This window comes from Actinocrispum sp. NPDC049592 (genome assembly GCF_040675465.1).
GTDB lineage: Bacteria > Actinomycetota > Actinomycetes > Mycobacteriales > Pseudonocardiaceae > Kibdelosporangium.
In genome coordinates this window covers 114,612-134,464 of record NZ_JBFAPA010000012.1, presented here as the reverse complement: position 1 = coordinate 134,464, position 19,853 = coordinate 114,612, and the positions used below count along the sequence as shown (strand labels likewise).

Annotated in this window: 20 protein-coding genes; 12 read left to right on the top strand and 8 right to left on the bottom strand. The window is 69.1% G+C overall.

Annotated features, from left to right (window positions below):
- Nucleotides 1-7: 7 nt before the first annotated feature.
- Entirely contained in the window at nt 8-2,167 is a 2,160-nt protein-coding gene (locus tag AB0J95_RS28330; RefSeq protein WP_364764109.1) for a peroxidase family protein, read from the bottom strand.
- Nucleotides 2,168-2,601: 434 nt separating this feature from the next.
- Between AB0J95_RS28330 and AB0J95_RS28325 the strand changes: the two genes are divergently transcribed.
- On the top strand, nt 2,602-2,811 hold the full coding sequence (locus AB0J95_RS28325; RefSeq protein WP_364764106.1) for a hypothetical protein: 210 nt from the start codon (nt 2,602-2,604) through the stop codon (nt 2,809-2,811).
- A gap of 199 nt (nt 2,812-3,010) precedes the next feature.
- Here the strand turns inward: AB0J95_RS28325 and AB0J95_RS28320 are convergent, their stop codons facing one another.
- Together AB0J95_RS28320 and AB0J95_RS28315 are read right to left on the bottom strand one after the other, a co-directional pair.
- Nucleotides 3,011-3,763 carry an SDR family oxidoreductase gene (locus tag AB0J95_RS28320; RefSeq protein WP_364764103.1) on the bottom strand — a complete coding sequence of 251 codons (753 nt, stop codon included), beginning with the start codon at nt 3,761-3,763 and terminating at the stop codon, nt 3,011-3,013.
- A 39-nt stretch (nt 3,764-3,802) separates the two neighbouring features.
- Nucleotides 3,803-5,137 (bottom strand): FAD-dependent oxidoreductase, encoded by a 1,335-nt coding sequence (locus AB0J95_RS28315; protein ID WP_364764100.1) that lies wholly within the window; start codon nt 5,135-5,137, stop codon nt 3,803-3,805.
- 146 nt (nt 5,138-5,283) lie between these two features.
- On the opposite strand from AB0J95_RS28315, the gene AB0J95_RS28310 reads away from it, so the two are divergent.
- From AB0J95_RS28310 to AB0J95_RS28295, 4 genes are all read left to right on the top strand, one after another.
- On the top strand, nt 5,284-5,721 hold the full coding sequence (locus AB0J95_RS28310) for a cupin domain-containing protein (RefSeq protein WP_364764097.1): 438 nt from the start codon (nt 5,284-5,286) through the stop codon (nt 5,719-5,721).
- Between the two features lie 29 nt (nt 5,722-5,750).
- Entirely contained in the window at nt 5,751-6,059 is a 309-nt protein-coding gene (locus AB0J95_RS28305; protein ID WP_364764094.1) for a LuxR family transcriptional regulator, read from the top strand.
- Between the two features lie 121 nt (nt 6,060-6,180).
- On the top strand, nt 6,181-7,053 hold the full coding sequence (locus tag AB0J95_RS28300; RefSeq protein WP_364764091.1) for an RNA polymerase sigma-70 factor: 873 nt from the start codon (nt 6,181-6,183) through the stop codon (nt 7,051-7,053).
- A gap of 352 nt (nt 7,054-7,405) precedes the next feature.
- On the top strand, nt 7,406-8,515 hold the full coding sequence (locus tag AB0J95_RS28295; protein WP_364764088.1) for an NlpC/P60 family protein: 1,110 nt from the start codon (nt 7,406-7,408) through the stop codon (nt 8,513-8,515).
- Here the strand turns inward: AB0J95_RS28295 and AB0J95_RS28290 are convergent.
- On the bottom strand, nt 8,512-9,180 hold the full coding sequence (locus tag AB0J95_RS28290; RefSeq protein ID WP_364764085.1) for a TetR/AcrR family transcriptional regulator: 669 nt from the start codon (nt 9,178-9,180) through the stop codon (nt 8,512-8,514). The genes AB0J95_RS28295 and AB0J95_RS28290 overlap by 4 nt on opposite strands.
- A gap of 93 nt (nt 9,181-9,273) precedes the next feature.
- On the opposite strand from AB0J95_RS28290, the gene AB0J95_RS28285 reads away from it, so the two are divergent.
- Genes AB0J95_RS28285 through AB0J95_RS28275 form a run of 3 tightly spaced genes read left to right on the top strand, consistent with a single transcriptional unit; the run spans nt 9,274 to nt 12,982 of the window.
- Nucleotides 9,274-9,783, top strand: a complete 510-nt coding sequence (locus AB0J95_RS28285; RefSeq protein WP_364764082.1) for a 2Fe-2S iron-sulfur cluster-binding protein — start codon at nt 9,274-9,276, stop codon at nt 9,781-9,783.
- Nucleotides 9,780-10,775 (top strand): xanthine dehydrogenase family protein subunit M, encoded by a 996-nt coding sequence (locus AB0J95_RS28280; protein WP_364764080.1) that lies wholly within the window; start codon nt 9,780-9,782, stop codon nt 10,773-10,775. Before AB0J95_RS28285 ends, AB0J95_RS28280 begins: the two co-directional genes overlap by 4 nt.
- Nucleotides 10,772-12,982, top strand: a complete 2,211-nt coding sequence (locus AB0J95_RS28275) for a xanthine dehydrogenase family protein molybdopterin-binding subunit (RefSeq protein ID WP_364764077.1) — start codon at nt 10,772-10,774, stop codon at nt 12,980-12,982. Before AB0J95_RS28280 ends, AB0J95_RS28275 begins: the two co-directional genes overlap by 4 nt.
- A gap of 68 nt (nt 12,983-13,050) precedes the next feature.
- On the opposite strand, the gene AB0J95_RS28270 is transcribed toward AB0J95_RS28275, so the two are convergent.
- A complete protein-coding gene (locus AB0J95_RS28270; RefSeq protein WP_364764074.1) occupies nt 13,051-13,179 on the bottom strand; it encodes a hypothetical protein in 129 nt (42 codons plus the stop codon).
- A 242-nt stretch (nt 13,180-13,421) separates the two neighbouring features.
- Nucleotides 13,422-14,213 (bottom strand): SAM-dependent methyltransferase, encoded by a 792-nt coding sequence (locus tag AB0J95_RS28265; RefSeq protein ID WP_364764071.1) that lies wholly within the window; start codon nt 14,211-14,213, stop codon nt 13,422-13,424.
- A 106-nt stretch (nt 14,214-14,319) separates the two neighbouring features.
- On the opposite strand from AB0J95_RS28265, the gene AB0J95_RS28260 reads away from it, so the two are divergent.
- The 3 genes from AB0J95_RS28260 (at nt 14,320) to AB0J95_RS28250 (ending at nt 17,523) form a co-directional block, all read left to right on the top strand.
- Complete coding sequence (locus AB0J95_RS28260) at nt 14,320-15,204, top strand: RNA polymerase sigma-70 factor (RefSeq protein ID WP_364764068.1); 885 nt, start codon at nt 14,320-14,322, stop codon at nt 15,202-15,204.
- Nucleotides 15,205-15,263: 59 nt separating this feature from the next.
- Nucleotides 15,264-15,629, top strand: a complete 366-nt coding sequence (locus AB0J95_RS28255) for a hypothetical protein (RefSeq protein WP_364764065.1) — start codon at nt 15,264-15,266, stop codon at nt 15,627-15,629.
- Between the two features lie 415 nt (nt 15,630-16,044).
- Entirely contained in the window at nt 16,045-17,523 is a 1,479-nt protein-coding gene (locus AB0J95_RS28250) for a peroxidase family protein (RefSeq protein ID WP_364764062.1), read from the top strand.
- Between the two features lies 1 nt (nt 17,524).
- Here the strand turns inward: AB0J95_RS28250 and AB0J95_RS28245 are convergent, their stop codons facing one another.
- A complete protein-coding gene (locus AB0J95_RS28245; protein ID WP_364764059.1) occupies nt 17,525-18,067 on the bottom strand; it encodes a YciI family protein in 543 nt (180 codons plus the stop codon).
- Between the two features lie 71 nt (nt 18,068-18,138).
- Between AB0J95_RS28245 and AB0J95_RS28240 the strand changes: the two genes are divergently transcribed.
- The gene (locus AB0J95_RS28240; protein WP_364764056.1) at nt 18,139-18,690 is read left to right on the top strand and encodes a DUF4188 domain-containing protein; all 552 of its coding nucleotides are present in this window, start codon (nt 18,139-18,141) and stop codon (nt 18,688-18,690) included.
- Here the strand turns inward: AB0J95_RS28240 and AB0J95_RS28235 are convergent.
- Nucleotides 18,620-19,834, bottom strand: a complete 1,215-nt coding sequence (locus tag AB0J95_RS28235; RefSeq protein ID WP_364764053.1) for a threonine synthase — start codon at nt 19,832-19,834, stop codon at nt 18,620-18,622. The two genes, AB0J95_RS28240 and AB0J95_RS28235, sit on opposite strands and share 71 nt — an antisense overlap.
- Between the last annotated feature and the right edge of the window lie 19 nt (nt 19,835-19,853).

Sequence of the window (19,853 nt, the reverse complement as noted above, 5' to 3'; positions counted from 1 at the left end):
TTGGTTGCTAGGCGGTGGAACGGCGCCGGTGCAACTGCCGGGCACCCGGGTAGAGGCCGGTGATGGCCGGTGGAGTCGCCTGCTTGGCAGGCAAGGGTGTGCGTGAGTCGTGGCGGGTCAGGGTACTGGTGCTCGCCGCGACGGTAGGCTCCGGCTGGGCGGCGACGGCCTCGGCCGCCTCCACCGCGTCGACCGGGCCCGCGCCGGCGTTGGGCGCGCCGGGGATGCGGAACACGTTGGCCGGCAACTGGTTCGCCGGGATGTCGGTGTTGGCCGCGATCACCTGCGCCAGGGTGCGGCGCGAGTCGATGCCGAAGTTGCTGCGGATGTAGCTCTGCAGCGGGTCGTTGAGGTAGAAGAACCGGTCGCCGTCACGCGCGGCACCGAACTGGTCCTTCCAGGCGGCGAGCTGCAGCTCGCCCATTTCCGTGCCGGACACGTGCTTCTCGGCCATCATCCCGGTGAAAGCGTCTATGTTGGACACTGAACCGTAGAGGGCCTTGAGCCGCGCGGCCACTGTGCACCGCCGGACGACGCGGGTCGCGTTGTCGGCCTCAACGGTCGTCGGGTTTCCGTTGATGTCGAACAAGGCGATGACGTCAAGGCAGTTAGGGGCGTTGATCTCGTTGCCAGGAGTCAGCAACGGGTCACGCGGGAACGCATCCGTTGACTCGCCGGTGATCGCCGTGAACGACGTCTTCGACGACAGGCCGTAGGCGTTGCGCATCTGGTTGTACGACGGCATTCCGTGGTCGCGGCCGCGCTGCAGGTCGATCGCGCCCAGGTCCACCACGCCGCTGAAGCACTCGGGCAGGGTGGGGCCGTCCAGGCAGTCCGGGTTGCTGGAGGTGGGGATCCGGAACAGGATGCTGCGCAGCTGGTTGTCGATCGTCTCGTCGTTGCGGTAACCCGACTCGCCGGTGATACCGGCCATGATCGGGCCCAGCTGGATCTGCTCGACCAGGTCCGGGTTGAAGAACAGCAGGTTGTCCGGAACGGCGATGGTCACGTCGGCGCCGTCCTGTTCGACCTCGGCGCCCATCTTGCGCAGCGCGTCGAGAGTGGCCTGCGAGTAACGGCTGATGTTGGTGTCGGTCTCCATCTCACCGTGGATGATGCTGTGCGCGCGGTAGGCGACGGTCGCGAACTCGTGCGCCGTCGAGGGGTCCACGCCGGGATCGTAGCCACGGTAGGCGGGCAGCGAGACGCCCATCGCCGGGAGGAACTCGTTGTACGTGATGTACTGGATCTCCGCGATCACCACCGCGCGGGCGATCTGGAACTTGTCCTGCTGCGACACACTGCTCGGCAGCGCGGCGACGATCCTGTTGTGCTCACGGGCGAACAGCGTCTGCACCGAGGTCAGCAGCGCCTGCTCGTTGGCTCGGACGTCGCCTGCCACGACGGCCTTGCCCGGGGTGGCCAGCAGCCGCCCGTCCACTGCCATGACCGGGGCCGCCGACGGGTTGCCGCGTTGCGTCGCCCGGGGCAGATAGTTGTTGGGCAGCAACAGGGATCCGGAGTTGTTGTCCGGGTTGCCGTCCAGCGAGCCGGAGCGCAGCCAGTCCAGCCGCGCGTCGCTCGTCCCGTACACCGCTTCGGCGTCCAGGAAAGAGTTCTCGGTGTTGAGGTGCTGCCTGGCGTTGTTCACACCCGTGCCCGGCGCGGGGACCGAGCGGTTGAACGGGACCACACCGAGGGTGTTGCGGAACGACTCCATCGGGTCGTTGGCGTTGAACGGAATGTCCGCCGCGGTCCCGGCCTCGTCGCGGTGACCGATGTTGTGGTCCACGAACTGGCCCCACACGTTGCCCCACTGGGTGACACCGCGCTCGGAGAACACGTTGATGTTGATGTCGTTGAAGATCCGGTTGGACACGGCCCGGGCGTTCGGTCCGGAGACCATCTGGCTCGCACCGTCGGCGTACCGGGCCGAGCCGATCCGCAGGTACCGGGTGCCGGCACTGCCCGCGGCCGAGCTGAAGGGGTTGTTGTTGACACCGTTGAGGCTTTGCGCCTCCCAGATGCCGAGGATCGGCGGATCGGAGACGCCACCGTCATCCGCCTGGGCGGAGTTGGCGGTGGCGACAACGGCGATCGCGGTTGACGCGGCGAGGGCGGCTAAGAGGGATCGCCTCAGTCCGGCCCGGCGCAAGGTGAATCGCATTGCTCGCTCCCGTGTGGATGATCAATGCAGGGATTCGGGAGGCTTTTCGGCCGTCGCGTCCGGCCGAAAAACAGCAGACGAATAGGGCCCAGCCGGCGCGGCAGGGCTCTTGTCACTCCAAGAGAAGGCGGTCGGTAAAGGCAGGGTCAACCGGTAGTGCCGGGCAATAATGAAACCGGTTATAGTCCCTGGTCAACTTCCCGATGACAAGATTGTCTTAGGACTCGCGCGCCAGTTGGGCCGTTCGGCCGCCACACCCCTCGGCGAGAGCCCGAACCCCCACGCGTGCAAGTACCAACCCACCCCCACACCCGGCCGCTTACCGGACGGTACGGGAAGAGTTTGCCGCCCCGGCGGTGCCGCCCGGGAGCGTTCCCGGCCGCCCAGGACCACAGTCCCTTTCGGACAGGAACCCCCGCGGCGAGGATACCCCCATGCGAACCAGAACCGCCCTCGCCGCCGCGGCCCTGACGGCCGGCACGATCCTCGGCCTGAACGCCGACTACCCCTGCACCGGCGGCGGATGCGCCACCACCGACCAGCAACTGACCCACCCATGCAACGGCGGCGACTGCCTCACTGCCCACCCTTGCAATGGCGCCGAATGCCGCAAACCCAACGAACCCGCGTCCCGTCTGTCGTGACATCCCATGTTGTTCGCCGATCCACGTTGAGCAGGCGACGCCACCGAGGCGATTGCTGGTCACCGGGCGGCCCGGCCCGGCCCGGGCCGAGCATGAAGACCAACCTCGCGGTGTGTGTTGCCGATGCGGATGGCTCGGTGTGCTGGGGTCCGGCGCCACCCTGGACGGGTTTGGGCAGTGGGTGGCGCCGGAGGCTGGGTCACGCCTTTGATTCGCGAGCCAGCCAATCCCCCAGGGTCGTGGTGGCGAGGGTGACGCCGGGGCCGGGCAGGAGGTCGTTCTCGCTTGGCACCGCACCGAAGTACGGCGCGTTCGGATCCGTGACCACCTCGCGGGGGTCGGACCGGGCGACCAGCACCGTGCGGATCCAGCTGTCCAGGCCGAACACCTCGGGCCCGCCGACCTCCCGGATGCCGTTCACCGGTTCACCCGCCGCGGTCCGCCCGACGGCGGCGGCCACGTCGTCGGCGGCCATTGGCTGCACGCCCGCACCGGGGAGGTGCACCGCTCCGTCCACCATGGAGGAGTCCGCGACGCCGCCGGCGAACTCGAAGAACTGGGTGGCGCGCACGATCGAGTAGGGCAGGCCGGACTCGCGGATCAGCCGTTCCTGCTCCACCTTGGCCCGGAAGTAGCCGACCTCGGGCTGCCGGTCGACGCCGACCACCGACAGCGCGACGTAGTGCCCGACGCCCGCGTTCTCCGCGGCGGAGATGAGGTTGGTGGTCGCGGTCCTGAAGAAGTTCATCGCGTCGTCGTCGGCGAACGACGGCGAGTTCGACACATCGACCAGGACGTTCGCGCCCACCAGCACTTCCTTGACGCCTTCACCCGTCAGGGTGTTCACCCCGGTGTTGGGGGAGGCGGGCACCGCCTCGTGACCGTGCTCGGTCAACCGCGCCACGAGCTTGGTACCGATCAGGCCGGTCCCGCCGATGACGACGACCTTCATCGTTCACTCCATTCCGGTAGATGGGCGCTGCACATCCGGCTAAGACAAGGCAGCGGTGTGGTTTGTGACAGCCGGGTCGCCACCCGACACGAACGCGTCACGTGGGTGCTCCACCGAGGCGAGCGACACGATGTCGCGGCCGAACAGGAACGCGGTGATCCACACGGCCGCCACGCGGACCTTGCGTTCCCAGGTCGGCACGGCGAGCACGTGGTACCCGCGGTGCATCAGCCACGCCAGCAGGCCCCTGATGGTGAGCTTGCGGTACTGGAAGATCCCGCGGCCGTAGCCCAGCGTCGCCACGGCTCCGAGGCTGTGGTGCACGTACGCCTTGGTCTTGCGCCCGTGCAGGCTCGCCGCGATGTTCCGGGCGAGGTGATTGCCTTGCCGGACCGCGTGTTGCGCGTTCGGCACGGTGTGCCCGCCGGTCACGAGGTCCGGGACCGCCGCGTCGTCGCCTGCCGCCCACGCGTCCGGCACGGGCTCGGTTTCGGTGCCGACCCGCAGGTCCGGCCGCACCACGATCAGCCCGCGCTCGGTCACTGGGAGGTCGGTGTGCTTGCGCACCACCGGGTTCGAGTCGTTGCCCGCGGTCCACACGATCAGCCCGGAGTCGAACTCCGCGCCGTCCGACAACACCACCAGACCGTCCACAGCGGACTCGACCACGGTCTTCAGGTGCACCTGGGCGCCTCGGCGCTGGAGCGACCGCACGACCCACTCACCCTGGTCGCGCGACACCTCGGGCAGCACCCGGTCGCTCGCCTCGACCAGGTGGAACCGCAGCTCACTCCGGTCCAGCTCGGGGTACTTCCTCAGCAGGCTGGTCGCCAGCGACAGCAGCTCGCCGAGCCCCTCGACGCCACTGAACCCGCCGCCGACGAACGTGATCGTGAGCAGCTTGCGCCGCAACCGTCCGGGCGGAAGCACCGCGGCGCGGTCGAAGGAGGTCAGCAGCCGGTCGCGGATGGCCACCGCCTCTTCGACGTTCTTCAGCCCGATGGCCTGCTCGGCGATCCCGGGCACGGGGAACTTGCGGGTGACCGCGCCCGCGGTGACCACGATGATGTCGTAACCGAGCGTGAACTCCTCGCCGTCCACCGGCTGCACCGTTACCGACTTGTGCGCGTGGTCCACTTCGCGCACCCACCCGGCCAGCACACGCGTCCGGTGCAGGTGCCTGCGCAGCGACACCGCCGCGTGCCGCGCCTCGATCGACCCGGCGAGCACTTCGGGCAGGAACGGCTGGTAGGTCATGTACGGCCGCGGGTCGACCACTGTGAGCTCGGCCTCGTCCGGCCGGAGCCGCTTCTCGAGCTTCCAGGCGGTGTAGAAACCCGCGTAGCCACCGCCGACGATCAGGATCCGCTTCACGACGTGCCCCGTTCTTCTTGGTCCACTCACTCGACAGGGCAACCCCTGGTTTTGTGACAGCCCGCGAAAGTTCGTCCGGAACTGTCACATCCCGGCTCGCTGTCCTGTCCTGTCTGGTGAGGACGAACAACCGCCAGGAGGACGCAGTGAGCACCACGGACCATGCCCACAGCCTTGCGAACCCGTACGCCGACGGGCCACCGCCACAGATCGACGTGGTGTCGACCGTGGCGGGCGCGCCGCAGATCCACGAGCAGGCCGAGGCGATGACGATCCTGGTCACCCTTCCGCCCGGCAGCCCGGGTGCGCCGCCGCACCGCCACTCCGGTCCGGCCTACGGCTACGTGGTCAAGGGCGAGATCAACTTCGAGCTGGAGGGCGAGCCCGCGCGGGTGGTCAGGGCGGGCGAGGCGTTCTGGGAGCCGGGCGGTGACGTCATCCACTACCAGGACGGCAACCACCTCACCGACGCCGAGTCCCAGTTCGTGGTGACCATGTTCTGCGTGCCCGGCCAGCCGATGCTGGTCCCGGTGAGCGCCGAGGAGCTGGAGCAGCGGCGCGACCGGAGGGCCCCGCGGCCATGACGGGCGGGCCCAGGACCGGGTTGACCAGCATGGCGCGTCAGCAGCTGGAGCTGGCGCGTGCCGCGTCGAGCCGCCGCAGCGCGGCGACGGTGTTCGGCGGCCACGAGCACTCGCTCCGGCAGACCGTGATGGCGTTGCTGGAGAACGAGCACCTGCACGAACAAGAGCACGAGCACGAGACGACCGTGCTGTTGCTGGACGGCCGGGTGCGGCTGGTCGCCGGCCCGGAGTCGTGGGAGGCCGGTCCGGGCGACCTGCTGGTGCTGCCGGGCAGGCGGCACCGGATCGAGGCCGTGGAGGACTCGGTGTTCTTGTTCACCAACGTGGTCTCGCGCTGAGCGAAAAGGGGTGCCAGGGCTGATGGGTTTCACCTCATCGGATGACTCACGACCCGGCCGTCCGGGCGGGCCGGAGTTAGGATCCGCCACGCCCGGACGCGCACCACGTCGAAAGGTAACCATGGAGGACACCGCGCTGGACGAGGCGGCCGAGGTCTTCGCTCAGGTCCGTCCGCGGCTGTTCGGGATCGCGTACCGCATGTTGGGCAGTGTGAGCGACGCCGAGGACCTCCTGCAGGAAGTGTGGCTGCGCTGGCAGACCGCCGATCGTGCGGCGGTGCAGAACCCGAGCGCCTACCTGGCCACGGCGACGACAAGGCTCGCCATCAACGCGACCAAGACCGCCTACGCGCGCCACGAGACGTACACCGGGCCGTGGCTGCCGGAGCCCGTCGACACCTCGGCGGACCCCCAGCTGGGCGCCGAACGCGCGGCCGCGCTGGAACTCGCGGTGTTGCTGCTGCTGGAGAAACTGCCGCCGACCGAACGTGCCGCGTACGTGCTGCGAGAGGCGTTCGACTACCCGTACAACCAGATCGCCGAGATCGTGCAGACCTCCGAGGTCACCGCCCGCCAGTACGTCAGCCGCGCCCGCAAGCACCTCGCCGCCGAACGACGGACCCCAGTGGCCCCAGCCGAGCAACGACGGCTACTGGATGCGTTCATCGCCGCCGCCCAAGCAGGTGACTTGTCCGCGCTGGAGCGGCTGTTCGCCGACGACGTCGTCAGCTACGCAGACGGCGGCGGCGTGACCCGCCAGGCCGCGCGCGTGCCGCTGCACGGGGCGACGACCGTCGCGAAGGTCATCAAGGCGTTCGCCGCCAACTTCTGGACGGACATGAAGGCGCGGCCGACGGTGATCAACGGGCAGTACGCGGTGCGGCTCGAGCAGGACGGCGGGCTGTTCGGCGTGGTCGCCATCGAAGCGTCGGCCACCGGCATCAACCAGATCATGTGGATGGTGAACCCCCACAAACTCACGGCAGTTGCCTGACCCCTGCTGGCCATGTCCGCGGCGCGCAAGCCATGGCCGCCGTGGCGCTGTCCTGTGCATGGGACGTCGGGCTGCGTGGTCGCGCGCATGCGCCAAATGCCGCATCCCGCAAACGCGCCTTGCCGTGAGTTTCCAGCCCCCACCCTCCACTGGGGGGCACCCCTGCGGCCAGTCTATCGAGGTGGGAGGGGTGGGCCGAGGGTTTGGGCGTGCGAGTGGACCGTTCGCTCGGGGTTCACATCTTCGGGTGATCTGCGCCGAGCGGGAGTTTGCCGGAAGTGGTGGACGTGGCCGAGATCAATCCGTAACCTGTCCGTGATTTTGCGTTCGACAGGTCGGAGGAGAGATCACGATGCCCTCGTCGCGGTTAAGCCGGGTGTTCGTGGTTTCCGCTGTGTTGGCGGCGGTCTGCGGCTTACCCCAGGTGTCGGCGGCGCAGCCGGCCACCCAGGCCGATGCGGTGGAGCAGTACCGCAAGCTCAACGTCGAGGCCGAGCAGGTGCACCAGGACTTCCTGCAGGCCACTGAGGACAAGAAGGCCAAGCAGGCCGAGCTGGACAAGGCGAACGCCGAGCTCGGCGACGCCCAGCGGGCCGAGGTGCAGGCGCGGGCCACTCAGGCGGAGTTCCGCGGCCAGGTCGACGAGCTGAGCAGCGCCCGGTTCCGCGGCGCCCGGTTCGACAAGATGTCGGCGTTCCTCACTGGCACTTCGCAGCGTGACTTCCTGGACCGCTCGACGGCGTTGTCGGTGCTGGCCGCCGAGAGCAACAAGACGATGGCCACGATGGCCAACGCGGTGCTGGCCGCGGCCGAGGCGCAGCGAAAGGCGGCGCAGGCGCAGCAGAAGGCGAGCGAGGCCAGGGACGCGGCGGCCCGGTTGACCGACCAGATCGCGGGCAAGCAGAAGGAGCTCGACGCCAAGATCGCGACCGTCAAGGCGGATCTGGACCGGCTCACCGCGGCGCAGAAGGCACAGCTCGCCGGGCCACCGGACGCACCACCTGCTCCGCCGCCGCCCCCGAAGCCCAACAACCCCACGACGAAGGCCCCGCCTCCGCCTCCGCCACCCGGCGGTGGTGACGGTGGCGGCGCAGCGGATGCCGCGCAGCGAGCGGTGAACGCGGCGCTGAGCAGGCGAGGCGACGCGTATGTGTGGGGCGGGACCGCGCCGGGTGGGTTCGACTGTTCGGGGCTGACGATGTGGGCGTACGGGCAGGCGGGGGTCAAGCTGCCGCGCACGAGCCGCGCCCAGTTCGGGGTCGGCCGCTCAGTGCCCAAGGACCAGCTGAAGCCCGGCGACCTGCTGTTCTACGGCGGCAGCGCGTCCTCGATCCACCACGTCGCCATGTACATCGGCAACGGCAACATCGTGCACGCCTCCACGTACGGCGTACCGGTGAAGTCCGCGCCGCTGTCCAACGGCGGCTCGGACTACTACGGCGCCAAACGGATCGTGGGCTAGGAGGGCGCCGACTCGCGCAGGGCGGGCAGGCCGGTGGCCATCGCCAGCAGAGTGCGCCGCAGGGTCGGGACGAACGGCAGACGGGCCGCGGCGATGGCCGGCTCCTGCGCGTAAAGCTGTTGCAGCACCGGGGCGGGGGTGGCCATCTGGTAAAGCAGGCCGGCCAGCAACGCCGCCGCGCCCGCGAGTTCGGCGCCTTCGCTCTCGGTCAGCAACGGGTGCGCCCGGGCGATCGCCGCGCCCAGCCCGGCGGTGGCGCCGATCGTGTCGAGCTTGAAACCGCGCGCCACGTCCAGGGAGATGTTGCGCTCCAGGGTGGTCGTGCACTCGCTGATCAGGTCGCAGAACAACGGGCGCGCGGCCAGGGTGTCGACGATCGCCTCGACGACGCCTTCCAGGCCGCTGGTGCGCTCCAGGCGGGCGCGGACCTCCTGCTCGAAGTCCCGCAGCTCCTCGGCGGTCAGCTCGAGGTAGATCTCCTCGCGGGTGCCGAAGTACCGCACCACATTGGACTTCGCCAGGCCGACCTCGCCGGCGATGTCGCCCAGGCTGACGTTGCGCACCCCGTCCCGCACGGCGAGCCCCCTGGCCGCGTTCAGGATCGCGGTACGCCGCTCCAGTTTCTGTTCCGGTCGCCGTGCGCGGCGAAAACTTGACTGAGACATCCCTCAGACATCATACGGCCGAGGTTTACAGAACGGCAGACTCTTAATAAAGTGACGTCGTTCTCTTAACTGACCGCTGCCGGAGGAGACAGGGTGGTCGAGGTAACCATCAGAGTCAACGGGCAAGACCGGGCTCTGGACATCCCGCCGCAGGTCAGCCTGCTCGACGCGCTACGCGAGCGGCTGGGGCTGACCGGCCCCAAGAAGGGCTGCGACCAGGGCGCCTGCGGCGCGTGCACGGTGCTGGCGGACGGCGAGCGGATCAACTCGTGCCTGGCGCTGGCCGTGCAGTACGACGGCCGCGAGATCACCACGATCGAGGGCGTCGACGACCCGCTGCAGGCGGCGTTCGTCCGCAACGACGGGTTCCAGTGCGGCTACTGCACTCCCGGCCAGATCTGCTCGGCGCTCGGCATGCTGGCCGAACACAAGGACGGCGCGCCGAGCGCGGTGACCGAGCCCGACGCCGAACCGGGCGAGCTGACCGAGGAGGAGATCCGCGAACGGATGAGCGGCAACCTGTGCCGCTGCGGCGCCTACAACGGCATCGTCCGCGCCATCCAGGAAGTGGCCGAGCCGGAGACCGAGGAGGTCTCCTCATGAAGTCGTTCGCCTACGTCAGCGCGCCGGACGTGCGGACCGCGGTCAGCGCGATCGCCAGTGCGCCCAACGCGAAGTTCCTCGGCGGCGGGACCAACCTCGTCGACCTGATGCGCGGGAACATCGAGCAGCCCGACACCGTCGTCGACATCACCCGCCTGCCGCTGACCGGCGTGGATCTGCTGCCGGACGGTGGTGTGCGAATCGGGGCGCTGGTGCGCAACAGCCACCTGGCCGCACATCCGCTGATCAGGTCGCGGTATCCGGTGCTGTCCCAGGCCTTGCTGATGGGCGCCTCGGCCCAGCTGCGCAACATGGCCACCGTCGGCGGGAACCTGTTGCAGCGCACGCGTTGCCTGTACTTCTACGATCGCGCGTCCGCGTGCAACAAGCGGGTCCCGGGCAGCGGATGCGACGCCATCGGCGGGTTCAACCGCAACCACGCCATTCTGGGCGTCAGCGATGGCTGTATCGCGACGAACCCTTCGGACATGTGCGTGGCGCTCGCGATGCTGGACGCCGTCGTCGAAGTGGAGAGCACACGCGGGATTCGCCGGATCCCGATGGCAGACTTCCACTTGCTGCCAGGGGAGACCCCGCACAAGGAGACCTCCGTCGCGGCGGACGAACTGATCACCGCGGTGGAGTTGCCGCCGTTGCCGATCGCGGCGAACTCGCGCTACCGCAAGGTCCGCGACCGTGCCTCGTATGCGTTCGCTCTTGTTTCGGTCGGTGCTGCCGTGGAAGTGAACGGTGGGACTGTGACGCAGGCGCGGCTCGCGCTTGGCGGGGTGTCCGCGAAGCCTTGGCGGGCAAGCAAAGCGGAAGAGGTCCTGGTGGGCGCGCCGGCCACTGAGGAGACCTTCCGGCGCGCCGCCGCGGCCGAGCTCGCGGCCGCCACAGCGCGGCCGGACAACGAGTTCAAGATCGGGCTCGCCGAGCGCACCATCGTTGCCGTGCTCCGGCAGCTCGCCAGCAAGGGGGACGCGGCATGACCGCCGTTGAGCAGCGCGGCAAAGCCGTCGGCGCGCCCGTCGACCGAGTCGATGGTGTGGCCAAAACGACTGGCACTGCCCAGTTCTCGGCAGAACACGCCTATCCCGGGCTGGCTTATGCCGTTGTGGTGCACTCGTCCATCAGCCGTGGGCAGATCGCGGCCATCGACACGGCCGAGGCGTCGGCGATCCCCGGTGTGCTGAAGGTGATCACGCACGAGAACGCCCCGCCGATGAAGCCCGCGCCCAAGCAGAGCATGGTGAACCTGAGCACGATCGTGTCCGCGAGCTCGGTGAACTACCTGCAGACCAACGAGATCCACTGGGATGGGCAGCCCGTCGCGGTCGTCGTCGCGCAGACCTCGGACGCCGCCAAGGAAGCCGCCGCGCTGGTCGACGTGTCGTACCGGCCCGCTGAGTCCTTTGTGGACTTCGCGGCCGGTGTTCCGTCGGCGCCCCTGGTGAAGGGGAACGCGTTCATTCCCACCGGCGGGAAGAAGGGTGACGCCGAGGCCGCGCTGGCCGCCGCGGCGGTCAAGGTGGAGGCGCGATACACGACTCCGCCGTACAACCACAACGCGATCGAGCCGCATTCGACCACCGCCGTGTGGGACGGGGACCGGCTCACGGTCCATGACGCCACCCAGGGCATCGACTGGTTCCGCACGCACATCGCGATGCGGTTCGGGGTTCCGGCGGCCAATGTCCGGGTGATCGCGCCTTACGTCGGCGGTGGCTTTGGTGGCAAGGGTTTTGTCTGGCCTGGCACCTTGCTCGCCGTTTTGGCGGCCCGGGCTGTCGGCCGGCCGGTGCGGCTGACGTTGACGCGCGAAGGGGTGTACCGGACCGTCGGTGGCCGGACGCCCTCGGTTCAACAGGTCGCACTTGGGTCTACTGTGGACGGAAAGCTGACCGCGCTGGTGCACAAGAGTGTTGCGCGGGTGGGCCGGACCGGTGGGCAGTCCGAGCCGATCACGTCACAGTCCCGGCACCTCTACGCCGCCGAGAACATGCTGCTGGAGCAGCGTGCGGTCGAGCAGGACATCCTGCCGACCTCCTCGATGCGGGCGCCGGGTGAGTCGATCGGGTCGTTCGCCCTGGAGTCGGCCGTCGACGAGCTGGCCGTGTCGCTGGGCATGGATCCGATCGAGCTGCGGATGCTGAACGAGCCGGAGCGGGACCCGTTGGAGGGCAAGCCTTTCGCCCACCGGATGCTGCGCGAGGCGTACGCCGAGGGGGCCCGGCGGTTCGGGTGGTCCGCGCGGTCGCCGGAGCCCCGGTCCACGAAGGACGGCCGGTGGCTGGTCGGGACGGGTGTGGCTTCGGCGTTTCACCCGTTGATGTTGTTCAGCGCGAACGTCACGGTCCGGGTCTCGGCGGACGGCAGCGTGCTGGTGCGGTGCGCGATGCAGGAGATGGGAATGGGCTCCGCGACCGTGCAGGCCCAGATCGCGGCCGACGCGTTGGGCGTGCCGGTCGAGTCCGTGCGGGTCGAGTACGGCGATTCTGCTTTGCCCGCAGCGCCTTTGGCGGGTGGGTCGCTGCAGACCGCCAGTGTGGCAGCGAGTGTGCTGGAGGTGTGTGCGAAGGCGCGGGCCTCGCTGGAGTCGTTGGCCAAGAAGGCCGGGGCTGCGACGGGATCCTCACCGCAGGAGGTGCTGGCGAAGGCCGGTGTGCCGTTCGTCGAGGCCGCCGTGGGGTCGGATACCCGGTTCGGCAAGGTCGCCGGGCAGCTCAAGATGATGCGCCGGCTGCTGCGGGACCGGCGGTACGTCCGGGCCGCCACCGGCGCGCACTTCTGCGAGGTCCGGGTCGACCAGGACACCGGTGAGACCCGGGTTTCGCGCTGGACCAGCGTGTTCGACGTCGGACGGGTGATCAACCCCAAGACCGCCGGGAGCCAGCTGCGCGGCGGCATCATCATGGGCATCGGCATGGCCCTCGCCGAGGAGACCCTGTTCGACCCCCGCACCGGCCGGATCATGAACGCCGGCCTGGGCGAGTACCACGTCCCCGTGCACGCCGACATCCCACCGATCGACGTCAGCTGGATCGGCGACCCGGATCCCACCATGCCGTTGGGGCTGCTGGGCGTCGGCGAGGTCGGCATCACCGGCGTCGCCGCGGCCGTCGCGAACGCCGTTTTCCACGCGACCGGGAAGCGGGTCCGCGACCTGCCGATCACACTGGACAAACTCGTGCCCTGATCAGCGCTTCACCCCGCCATCAGCGCCTTGCTGTCGCCGGTGGCGGGGTGCGCGTGTGTCCACAGAGGTCAGAGGCGGAACTGGCGGGTGTGGGTGCGGATCTCCCCGGCGGCGCGGCTGTGCACCTGCGGGAAGAACCGGTCGTTCTCGAGCACGCGGGTGCGGGCGAGCGGGCGCTTCGGCTTGTTCTGGAACACCGATATGCGGTCGTGAAGTCGGGACCACCCCAGGGGACGAGCTCCTGGAGCACGCAGGTCATCCCCGCGGACTGGCAGCGCTCGCGGAACTTCGCCGCGGACATGCTGCCCGCCCGCCAGCGGCCGGGTCCTTGTTCTCCTGAACGCTCGGCATCGTCGCTCGCTCACTGGCGTGGGATCCGGCAAACCGAGCAAACGATACGCACCGGACGCGCCGCGCCCAAGGGATGTTCGTTGCCAGTTCAGGGTTTGTAGGCCACTCCGCCGAGGATGAGCCGCTGCATCGCGCCGGGCGGACCAGTCCTCGGCGCCTCCGGCCGCCAGTCGCCGACCGGCACCAGGCCCGGCTCCAGCCAGTGCAGTTTGGGCAGCAGGTCGCGGATCCGCTCGGCACTGCGCGGCCAGCCGGTGCCCAGCTCGGCCCGGTACACCTGGCCGATACGCCCGATCGTGTCCGACAGCTCGCTGCCCGGCCCGGGGTCGAGCATGTGGGCGATCATCGCGAACGAGCCGGGCGCGAGGGCGTCGATGTAGCGCTCCATCGTCAGCCACGGGTCGTCGTGGTCCGGGATGTGGTGCAGCGTCACCAGGTGCAGCAGCCCCATCGGCCGGTTGAAGTCCAGGTGCGCGCGGACCACGGGGTCGGCCAGCACGCGGTCCGCGTGACTGATGTTCACATCCGTGACATGGGCGTAGTCGTTGCGGGCCAGCTGGTTCTGGCCCTCCTTGAGGATGAACGGATCGATCGTCGGGTACACCACCGCGCAGTCCGGGACGATCTGCTGCGCCACGACGTGCGAGTTGTAGGCGATCGGCAGGAACAGGCCGCAGTCCAGCAGCTGCGTGATCCGGCCCTCGCGGACCAGCAACCGCACCGCCCGGGCCAGGAACGCCCGGACATCCTTGGCGGCAGCGGGAAACTCGGGGTCGATGGCGACCAGCCGATCGCGGACCGCCCGGTCGGCCGCGAAGTTCTCCGTGCCACCCAGGAGCGCGTCGTGCACCCGGGTGATGCTCGCCTTGTTCATGTCCATCGCGCCCCGAATCTACGGGATGTGTCAAAACCCACCACTCGTGTTGGCGTTCGCATGTGTTCGCGCCACGATGTGTTCCGGCAGCAGGGACCGACAGAGGAGTGAGATGCCTGAGTCCGGAGTGGATCTGGCGCAGGCCGCGGCGGTGTTCACCGAACTGCGGCCCCGCCTGTTCGGGATCGCCTACCGGATGCTCAGCAGCGCCGCCGAGGCCGAGGACCTGCTCCAGGAGGTCTGGCTGCGCTGGCAGGCCACCGACCGTGCCGCGGTGCACAACCCGGCGGCGTTCCTGACCACGATGACGACCCGGCTGGCCATCAACGAGCTGCAGTCCGCCCGGGTCCGGCGGGAGACCTACATCGGGCCGTGGCTGCCCGAACCGGTGGACACCAGTGCGGATCCCTACCTGGGCGCCGAACGCGGTGAGGCCCTGGAGTTCGCGGCCCTGCTGCTGATGGAGAAGCTCACCCCCAACGAACGCGCGGCGTACGTCCTGCGCGAGGCCTTCGACTACGCCTATGCCCACATCGCGGAGATCCTGCAGACCACCGAACCGGCAGTGCGGCAACTGGTCAGCCGGGCCCGCAAACACATGGCCGGTGAACGGCGTACACCAGCGACCCCTACCGAGCAACGGGAGCTGCTGACCACCTTCCTCGCCGCCGCCCGCTCCGGCGACATGGCCGCGTTGGAGCGCCTCTTCACGCCGGACGTCACCAGCATGTCGGACGGCAACGGCGCGGTGCGGGTGTCGCGGCGGCCGGTGGTGGGCACCCTCCGGGTGGCGAAGTTCCTGGCAGCGGTAGCGGACTGGTTCTGGGACGGCACCGACATCCAGTGGGCCACCACCAACGGTCAGACCTCCGCGGTGATCCGGCGGGACGGGTCGCTGGTCGCCGTGGTCACGGTCACCGCCACGGCGGACGGCATCGACCAGGTGCTGTGGATGTTCAACCCGGCGAAGCTCACCGCGTTGCCAGGTGGTGCCTGACGTCACAAATCGGCGCCCTGTCAGGTCATGTGTGGCGATGGGGCGAGAGCAGAGGCAGCATGTTCGACCGGCATGACCAGGTGGTGCGCAGGTTCGCCGACGCGTGCGGATTGGGCGCGGTCGGTGGCCTGCGCGCGGCCCTGCACACCGACGCCGTGGCCGTGTGCGACAGCGGCGGCCAGGTCTCCACCGCGATGGGCGTCGTCTCCGGCGCCGACGACGTAGCGCACCTCGCCGTTGTCCTGCTGTGCGGCCAACCGGACACCGAACTGTCGATCGAGGCGATCAACGGCCGCTCCGGGCTCGCACTGCGCCGCGCCGGCCAGGCCATCGCCGTGGTCGGCGTCGACACAATCGGCGCTCGGGTGGCCGCGCTGTGGATCGTGCTCAACCCGGCGAAGCTCCGGGGCTGGCATCGGTCTTGAGGTGTCGCCCGGGGCGTGGTGCGCGTGCTCGGCCTGGCGGGGGTTTCCGGCTGGCGGTCCTGATGTGTTGCAGCGGCGGGCGGCCGTACTGCCGATGGCGCTCGGCAGGTGCGGTTCCGGAGGTGGCGCGGGTCCAGAGGTGCCGGGCAGCCGACCCCGGGAGCTTCGCCAGGCTGGGCACATCCAACTCACCGCCACGCGGCACGCAGGGCACCTCAGGGGGCAGGCGCCCCTCGAACCCGGCCAAGCCGAACGCCACCCCCACGGCATCGTGCGGTGACGGGGCGACCGCGGTGCGGATGGTGCTCAGCCAGGCGACGTTTCGCGGCTGGGGTGTGGGGGTGTCACAGATTGGAGGGCTGTTTGGTCTGAGCTGGCGTCCGTTCACGGTTATCGGGTCTGGGTCTGGAGCAGTATGAGCACCCCCACTGGTGACAGCGCCTTCCTGCATGAGCTGGAGGACAACGTTCGCGTCGAGCTGGCCGAGGCCGAGACCAGCCGGGCGGACGAGGCGGAGCTCGACCGGTGGCTGTACGACCCGGTGGATGTGCAGCGGCAGGAGGCGGGGCTGCGCAGCCTGCTCGGCGCCGTCGAGGCCAAGGAACGCAGCGCTGAGCCGCCCGACTACGCCCACATGTTCCCGGGAATGGACCCGCTGGACACCGAGCCGCGGCTGTTGATGCACATGGGTGGGCACGGTGGGATCTGCGACTCCGCGCCCGTCCTCGACCAGCTCAACGGTCAGGGTGAGGACGCCGCTGAAGCTGCGGGGTGGCCGTTTTTCGGGCAGTTGATCGCCCACGACACCACCGCCGACCGGTCAGCGATCAGCGACGGCGTGCACCCGAAGCGGCTGCGCAACGCCCGCACCCCCGAGCTGAACCTGGAGATGCTCTACTCGGACGGCCAGATCGGTTCTCCCTTCCTGTTCGACCTCGACGATCCCGCGAAGTTCCTGCTCAGCCCGGACGGCAACGACGTGCCGCGCAACCAGCAGGGCGTGGCCCTGATCGGCGACCCGCGCAACGACTCCCACCTGTTCGCGCTCACCCTGCACGTGGCCTTGCTCAAGGCGCACAACCACATCGTCGACCGGCTGCGCGCCAAGGGCGTGCCCGAGCAGGACGTCTTCGAGCAGGCGCGGACCACCCTCACCTGGCACTACCAGTGGGTCGTCGCGCACGACTTCCTGCCCAGGGTCGTCGGCGCCGACCTGGTCGGCCGGGTGCTCGCCGAAGGCGGCCGGTGGTTCGCGCCGGCACCGTCGCAGGCCTACATCCCGCTCGAGTTCTCGCACGCGGCCTTCCGCTACGGCCACGGCCAGATCCGGCACAGCTACCGGCTCGTCGAGGACGGGCCGGCGGTGCCGCTGTTCCCGGACCTGGTCGGGTTCCGCCCGATGGACCGCCGCCTGGACCTCGCGCAGATCTTCGACATGCCGGGACGGCCGCCCGCGCAGCGCGCCAAGCGGATCGACGGACGGCTCGCCGCCAGCCTGATCGGCCTGCCCGAGCAGATCACCGGCGCCGTGACCGTTGCCGCGTACCGTTCGCTGGCCGTGCGCGACCTACTGCGTGGCGACAGCACCAAGCTGCCGAGCGGCGAGGCGATCGCCGCGCTGTTCGGCGTGCCACCGCTGACCGCGGCCGAACTGGACCACCCCTGGCCGGACGGCACTCCCTTGTGGTTCTACATCCTCAAGGAGGCGGAGCACCGCGGCCACGGCGACCTGCTCGGTCCGGTCGGCGGCCGGATCGTGGCGGAGGTCCTCATCGGACTGCTGGGTGCCGACCCCACGAGCTATCTGAACCTGCACCCAGACTGGACACCTACCCTTCCCGCGGCCGGACCGCGCTTCGGTCTGACCGACCTGATCACCCTCGGCCGGGCGTGACTCATCGACGCCCGCCGAACTCGAAGTCGTGCACCTCGATCACGTCATACCCATCGGCGGTGAGGACGGCGCGTGCGGCGTCCGCGCCGGGCGCCCTGAGCAGCACCGCCGTACCCAGCCAGGCGGCACCGTCGTCGGATAACAACGGCCCGTACGCGACCAGCTCGTCGGTGTCCGCGGGCAGGTCGAGATCGACCGGTTGCCCCTCACCAAGCCCCAGCACGAGGTACCGGTTGCCGCCCTCCCGGCCACCGGGGAACTCCCACATGGTGCGCCCCAGCAGGTTGCGCCACCGCCTCAACAACACATCCCGGTACACACCCGCCTGATAGTTGGGTTCGTCGAAGGCGAACGCGCGCGCGGCCGCGGCGTCCGGCAGGTCGACGATGTGCACACTGCCGGTCGCCGTGTCGCCGTCCAACGTCGGCCCACGCGCGATCAGCTCTTCGACGAACCCGTCCATGTAGGACCAGTGCCGTTCGACCAGCTCGTCCCGCAGCTTCGCCGACCCGGTCCGGTCCCGGTGGTAGCAGAAGAATTCCACGTGCCACAGTCTGCACCACCCCACCGACAATTCTGGTGTTTTCACTGGTCGGGACCCAGAAAGATAGCCGCGTGAAGCCATCGGCGCTGCCCCGGATGACCCACCGGCACGAGGGCGGGCTGGTGGTGTTCATGATCGGGATGACGCTGAACAGGTGGTGGCGGCCGGACCTCTGGCTGCCGACGTTCCTGTCGGTGAAGCCGATGATCGACGAGCTGAACGCCGAGCGGGACAAGGGAATGCTCGGCTACCGCCTGCTGGTCGGCCCGGGCGGCCCGATGATCCTGCAGTACTGGGAGTCCCTGGACAAGTTGCTGGCCTACGCCACGAACCCGGACGCCAGCCACCGGCCCCGATGGGCGAAGTTCTACCGCGGCAGGGGGTTCGCCAGTAAAGCGGTGGGCATCTGGCACGAGACCTACCTGATCGGCAAGGCCGAGTCCCTCTACGTCGGCACCCCCGAAATGGGCCTCCCGCGCGCCACAACAGTCGTACCAGTCCCCAAGAACTCCCTCCGTGACCGCCTCGGCACGCCCCCCTCCGGCGAGGCCCCTAGAGCCCCGGAAGCTCATCCCCAGGAGAGAACACCGGAGCATCAACAGACACTGTCGACGGATACTTGATCCCAGCCCCGGTGTTCAGCACGACAACGGAATCAGCGGCCGAGATCCACCCGTCCGCACGAAGTGACCGCACCGCCCGGAAAGCAGCAGCGCCCTCAGGGCAGACGAAAGCCCCTTCCAGCCGAGCGCATCGAGCCTGCTCCGCGAGGGTCTCCTCGTCGTCCACCGCCACCGCGGTCCCGCCCGTGTCGTACAAGGCGTCCAGGATCAGGAAGTCTCCCAACGGCTTCGGTACGGTGAGTCCAAAAGCGATGGTCACCGGATCGGTCCAGGCCTCGGCTTCCCGCGCCCCAGCGGCAAAAGCACGAACAACAGGCGCACATCCCGAGGACTGCACCGCCACCAACCGTGGCATAGGCCCCGACAACCAGCCGAGCGCGAGCATCTCCCGCAAAGCCTTGTGAATCCCGATCAACCCGACCCCGCCACCAGTGGGATACACGATCACGTCGGGACACCGCCACCCCAGCTGCTCGGCGATCTCGTACATCATCGTCTTCTTGCCCTCGATGCGGTACGGCTCCTTCAGGGTCGACGCATCCATCAACTTCCCGGAAGAACGCGCGATAAGGTCGGCGACCATCCGGCCGGCATCCCCGATGTGCCCGCGCACCAAGTAAAGCGAGCCCCCGCTCACCACGCACTCGGCGCCCGTGATCGAAGGCGCGTCCACCGGCATGGCAACGACGGTCCGGATCCCGGCTCGCGCACCGTACAAAGCCCAAGCGGCACCGGCATTCCCGTTGCTCGGCATGGCAATGCCGGTCACACCGAGCTCAGCCGCCCGCGACACCCCCACAGCGGCCCCGCGAGCCTTGAAAGAACCACTCGGGATGAGCCCGTCGTCCTTCATCAACAGCCCGGGTACGCCCATGTCCCGCCCCAAAGCGCCCAAAGGCAGCAAAGGCGTCATCCCCTCGCCCAGGGATACCGCGTTCGAGGGATCCCGCACCGGCAGCACCTCGTGGTACCGCCACAGCGACGGCTGTCTGCCCGAGATGTCCGAAGGCCCGGTCGGCACCGCGTCCAGGTCGTAGCGCGCGAGCAGCGGGGATCCGCAGGTACACAGGTTGTTGACCACGTCGGCGTCGTAACGGCGACCGCACCGGGCACAGTCCAAGTGGGACAGATAGCTGTAGGTCACCTGACCACCGTAACCAAGG